Consider the following 3,714-nt stretch of genomic DNA (forward strand, 5'->3'; position numbering starts at 1 on the left):
CCATAATCGGCGACCTGGAAGATAGGTGCCTCTTCGTCCTTGTTGATGGCCACGATGATCTTGGAATCCTTCATGCCAGCCAGGTGCTGGATGGCGCCCGAGATAACATGCACTGAAAAGTGAGCCACCGACTTTGGGCCGAAGCTGGCGGGATTTAATCCCTCAGGATAACGTTCTGAATTATGCGCTATTTGAAAAGGCGGTCCTCCGAGCGGATGTTGTTGTTGTTGACGCAACCCATTCACTGGAGAACCACTATGACAGACGATGTTACAGGCAACGATTCCCCGATCCAAGGGGCTTTCAAGATCGATGAGGCCCAGGTCCGCGGGCACGTGGACAGGGTCGTGCGGGAGAGTGTCGAGCAGACGCTTAATGGCTTGCTGGAGGCGGAGGCCAAGCAGCTGTGCGGGGCCTGGAAGTACGAGCGGACCGATGCGAGGAAGGACACGCGGGCGGGCAGCTACAGCCGGAAGTTGCAGACGAAGGCGGGTGAGGTGGCGTTGAAGGTGCCGAGATTGAGGTCGCTGCCGTTCGAGACGCAGATCATCGAGCGTTACAAGCGTCGTGAGAGCAGCGTGGAGGAATCGCTGATCGAGATGTACCTGGCGGGCGTGAGCGTTCGTCGGGTCGAGGACATCACCGAGGCGTTGTGGGGCACGCGGGTGTCGCCATCCACCGTTAGCGCGTTGAACCAGAAGGTTTATGAGCAGATCGATGAATGGCGGAACAAGCCGATCGAGGGCAGGCATCCGTATGTGTATCTCGATGGCACGTACCTCAAGCGGAGCTGGGGCGGGGAGGTGAAGAACGTGGCGATCCTGGTGGCGATTGGTGTTGCTGAGGACGGCTACCGGGAGGTGCTGGGGATCGCCGAGGGCGGCAAGGAGGACAAGGCGTCGTGGCTCAAGTTCCTGCGTCAGCTCAAAGAACGCGGGCTGGGCGGCACGCGTCTGTTCGTGTCCGACGCTTGCCTGGGCCTGGTCGAGTCATTGGGGGAGGTGTTCCCCGAGGGCCAGTGGCAGCGGTGTGTGGTGCACTGGTACCGCAACGCGTGGAGCTGCGTGCCCAAGGGCAAGGTGAAGGAGTTGTCGGCGATGCTCAAGGCGATCCACGCCCAGGAGGACCGTGCCGCGGCGTTGAAGAAGGCCGAGGATGTGGTTCAAAAACGCGAGGGCATGAGGCTGAAGAAGGCGGCCGAGTTCGTGCGTGAGACAGTGGAGCAGACGCTGACGTACATGAGCTTCCCGCGTGAGCACTGGCAGCGTCTGCGGACGAACAACCCCCTGGAGCGTGTGATGAAGGAGATCAAGCGACGGACGAAGGTGGTCGGCGCGTTCCCCGACGGCAACTCGGCGTTGATGCTGAGTGCAGCCAGGCTACGTCACGTGGCCGGGACCAAGTGGGGCACGCGGCGGTACATGGATATGCAGCGGCTGTACGATCTGGAACACGAACGCAGGCAGCAGGAAGAAGAGAAGAACTTAAGCGTAGCGGTGTAGCCACGCGCTGGTGGGTTGGCCCTGCGTTCGCTACGCTCACTGCGGCCCAACCCACCGACCATCCCTCGGAGATCGCTTCAACCAAAGTGCGCAACTTGCAGGACACTACCTCCCTCAGCGGGGCCCGGAAGGTGCTTACATTGGACGACTACGAGCAGATACGACGGATGCATGAGATCGAGGGTTTTAGCCAGCGTGAGATCGCGTGGGAGTTAGGTCACTCACGGAACACGATCGCCAAGGCGTTGGCGTACCCGGCCCCGCCGGGGTACCGGATGAGCAAGCCCCGGGCCTGCCCCACGCTCAGGCCGTACGAACGAACTCTTTTCGCTGTGTTTTTGCTTAGGCACCGCAATAAACCTCTAATCCGATCAAAGGACCCGAAGGGCTCGCCGCCTTCGGTGAGAGCGGTTCGCCAGGTGCCGAAGCCCGAGACGGCCTCGAACGCCGGCACGCTTCCCTCGATCGCCATCAGCGTCCGCTTGTTGACGAGCTGGTCCGGCCAAAGGCGTACCAGCTCGTTCGGCTGCGGATAGGGCAACGGACGGAGCAAGACGCCGTAGGCGACGCTGAAGATCGAGCTCGTGGCGCCGATACCGAGGGCCAGGATGAGCACGGCGGTGACCGTGAAACTACGGTCTCGACCGAAGCTGCGGACGGTGTGGCGAAGATCGATGAGTAGGGATTCGAGCATAGTCTTCCCTGGGTGGCCGGTGGTCCAAAGCCCTTTAGAGAGCAGGAAGCATGCCATGCCGTGGGCGCTCTCTGCGGGCCTTGCGCGCCCGGTAGGCGTCCGCCTGCGGACATCCGGCGGGCGATTTCGGACGCCCGTCGGGGGCTTTGTGGCGGCGGCGAGGAGAGAAAACGCGGAGAGTAGGCCAGCCCGCGGGCCAAGTAATGAGCGCATCCGGTCCAGGGGGATCTCGTGGGTCGGCGTCAGCGTGGCTCGACCCCTGGAATTGGGGGCTCCGTCGTGCTCTAGTACCGGCTGCGAAGCGCGGTTCTTGATCGATTCCAGGAGCGTCCATGTCACGAAGTCACGAGATTGCGGACACCGTTGCGGCGGTGATCAAGGAGCGGAAAACCCTAAAGGTGCTCGGCGGGCCGGAGGACCGGGCGACGTTTTCGCCCGACGTCGCGTCGCGTCACCGGTCGACGGTGCTTGAAGCCCTCGAAGTGGCGGGGTGGGCACCGTTTCACTACGCCCTCGGCGAAGACGGCCTCGCCGAGCCGTGGCGAGCCCACGTGTTTTGGCACGGCGAGTGCCAGGCGATGGCGCCGAAGCTCTTGGAGTGGTTTCCGGACTTGACCGTGCAGAACAAGATCCTGGCGATGCTGAACGCCTGCGGGGCCCTCGTGGTGGTGACGTGGCTGCCGCAGTTCTACGACCTCGAAGAACGCAGCGCGGCGAAGATCGCCCAAGACGAAGAGCACCTGGCCGCCGCGTCGTCGATGGTCCAGAACCTGCTCCTGATGCTCACGGCCCACGGCATGGGCACCTATTGGTCGAGCGGCGGCAAGCTGCGCACGCCCGAATTCTTCGAGCGCGTCGGCATCCCGGCGCGCGAGCGCCTGCTCGCCGCGGTCTTCGTGGAGTACCCCGAGACGCAGGATGAGGAGCGCCCCCGGGTCCCCGGAAAGCACCGTGACAAGCGCTCCAGGGGCTGGATCAAGGAGCGGGACGCCGGCCGGTGACCCTACGCTTTGTACGCCGTCACGATTCGGCGAGGTCGGGGTGCCGACGGGTCTGTGGCGCACCGAGCGATTCGCCGCGTTGATCGGCACCGGTCGCTATGACGGCGGGTATAGCTTCGAAGGGGAGTTGTGGCTGTGGGATTGGGAATACGGTGACGTCCGCCGCCTGCTCGGGGACTCGCGCCAGGCGGTGCGCTGTCGCTTCATTGACGAGGGCCGGGCCGCGGTGCTCCTGCGGCCGCGGGATGAAGAAGAGTTCTCCGGAGATGACGGTGATTGGGATGCCTCCGACGTCTTCATCGGCCTGGTGCTCGACGACCTGCGGGATATTCGGGAGCTGGGTATCCGGAGCGAGGAATACCTGCGCGACCCGCGTTTGGAGGATGTGGAGCCCGTCGCCGCTTCGAGCACCCCGTGACCTTCGCCGGCAATCCACAACGCCCAGAGCATGGGCCAGGCCAACAGCCAGATACCCACAGGGCGGTCGAGTCGCATCAGTCGTGCGTAAACGCCAAGC

The 3,714-nt window shown here is 63.6% G+C and carries 4 protein-coding genes and 2 pseudogenes; 3 read left to right on the forward strand and 3 right to left on the reverse strand.

Annotated elements, in window-relative coordinates; all coding sequences use genetic code 11:
• Window positions 1-104, reverse strand: a pseudogene (locus AAF184_25185) (electron transfer flavoprotein subunit alpha/FixB family protein).
• A 153-nt stretch (window positions 105-257) separates the two neighbouring features.
• On the opposite strand from AAF184_25185, the gene AAF184_25190 reads away from it, so the two are divergent.
• Window positions 258-1,502, forward strand: coding sequence for an IS256 family transposase (locus AAF184_25190; protein MEO0425651.1), 1,245 nt, complete (start codon window positions 258-260; stop codon window positions 1,500-1,502).
• Between the two features lie 217 nt (window positions 1,503-1,719).
• On the opposite strand, the gene AAF184_25195 is transcribed toward AAF184_25190, so the two are convergent.
• Entirely contained in the window at window positions 1,720-2,196 is a 477-nt protein-coding gene (locus AAF184_25195; GenBank protein MEO0425652.1) for a hypothetical protein, read from the reverse strand.
• A 332-nt stretch (window positions 2,197-2,528) separates the two neighbouring features.
• On the opposite strand from AAF184_25195, the gene AAF184_25200 reads away from it, so the two are divergent.
• Together AAF184_25200 and AAF184_25205 are read left to right on the forward strand one after the other, a co-directional pair.
• The gene (locus tag AAF184_25200) at window positions 2,529-3,197 is read left to right on the forward strand and encodes a nitroreductase family protein (protein ID MEO0425653.1); all 669 of its coding nucleotides are present in this window, start codon (window positions 2,529-2,531) and stop codon (window positions 3,195-3,197) included.
• Between the two features lie 40 nt (window positions 3,198-3,237).
• On the forward strand, window positions 3,238-3,615 hold the full coding sequence (locus AAF184_25205) for a hypothetical protein (GenBank protein MEO0425654.1): 378 nt from the start codon (window positions 3,238-3,240) through the stop codon (window positions 3,613-3,615).
• Here the strand turns inward: AAF184_25205 and ubiA are convergent.
• Window positions 3,615-3,714: pseudogene (ubiA, locus tag AAF184_25210) on the reverse strand (4-hydroxybenzoate octaprenyltransferase). The gene AAF184_25205 and the pseudogene ubiA overlap by 1 nt on opposite strands.

Source organism: Pseudomonadota bacterium (assembly GCA_039815145.1).
Taxonomy (GTDB): Bacteria; Pseudomonadota; Gammaproteobacteria; order Steroidobacterales; family JBCBZW01; genus JBCBZW01.

Coding starts and splice junctions, on each gene's coding strand:
- AAF184_25190 (MEO0425651.1), top strand. CDS start 258: ATGACAGACGATGTTACAGGCAACGATTCCCCGATCCAAGGGGCTTTC.
- AAF184_25195 (MEO0425652.1), bottom strand. CDS start 2,196: ATGCTCGAATCCCTACTCATCGATCTTCGCCACACCGTCCGCAGCTTC.
- AAF184_25200 (MEO0425653.1), top strand. CDS start 2,529: ATGTCACGAAGTCACGAGATTGCGGACACCGTTGCGGCGGTGATCAAG.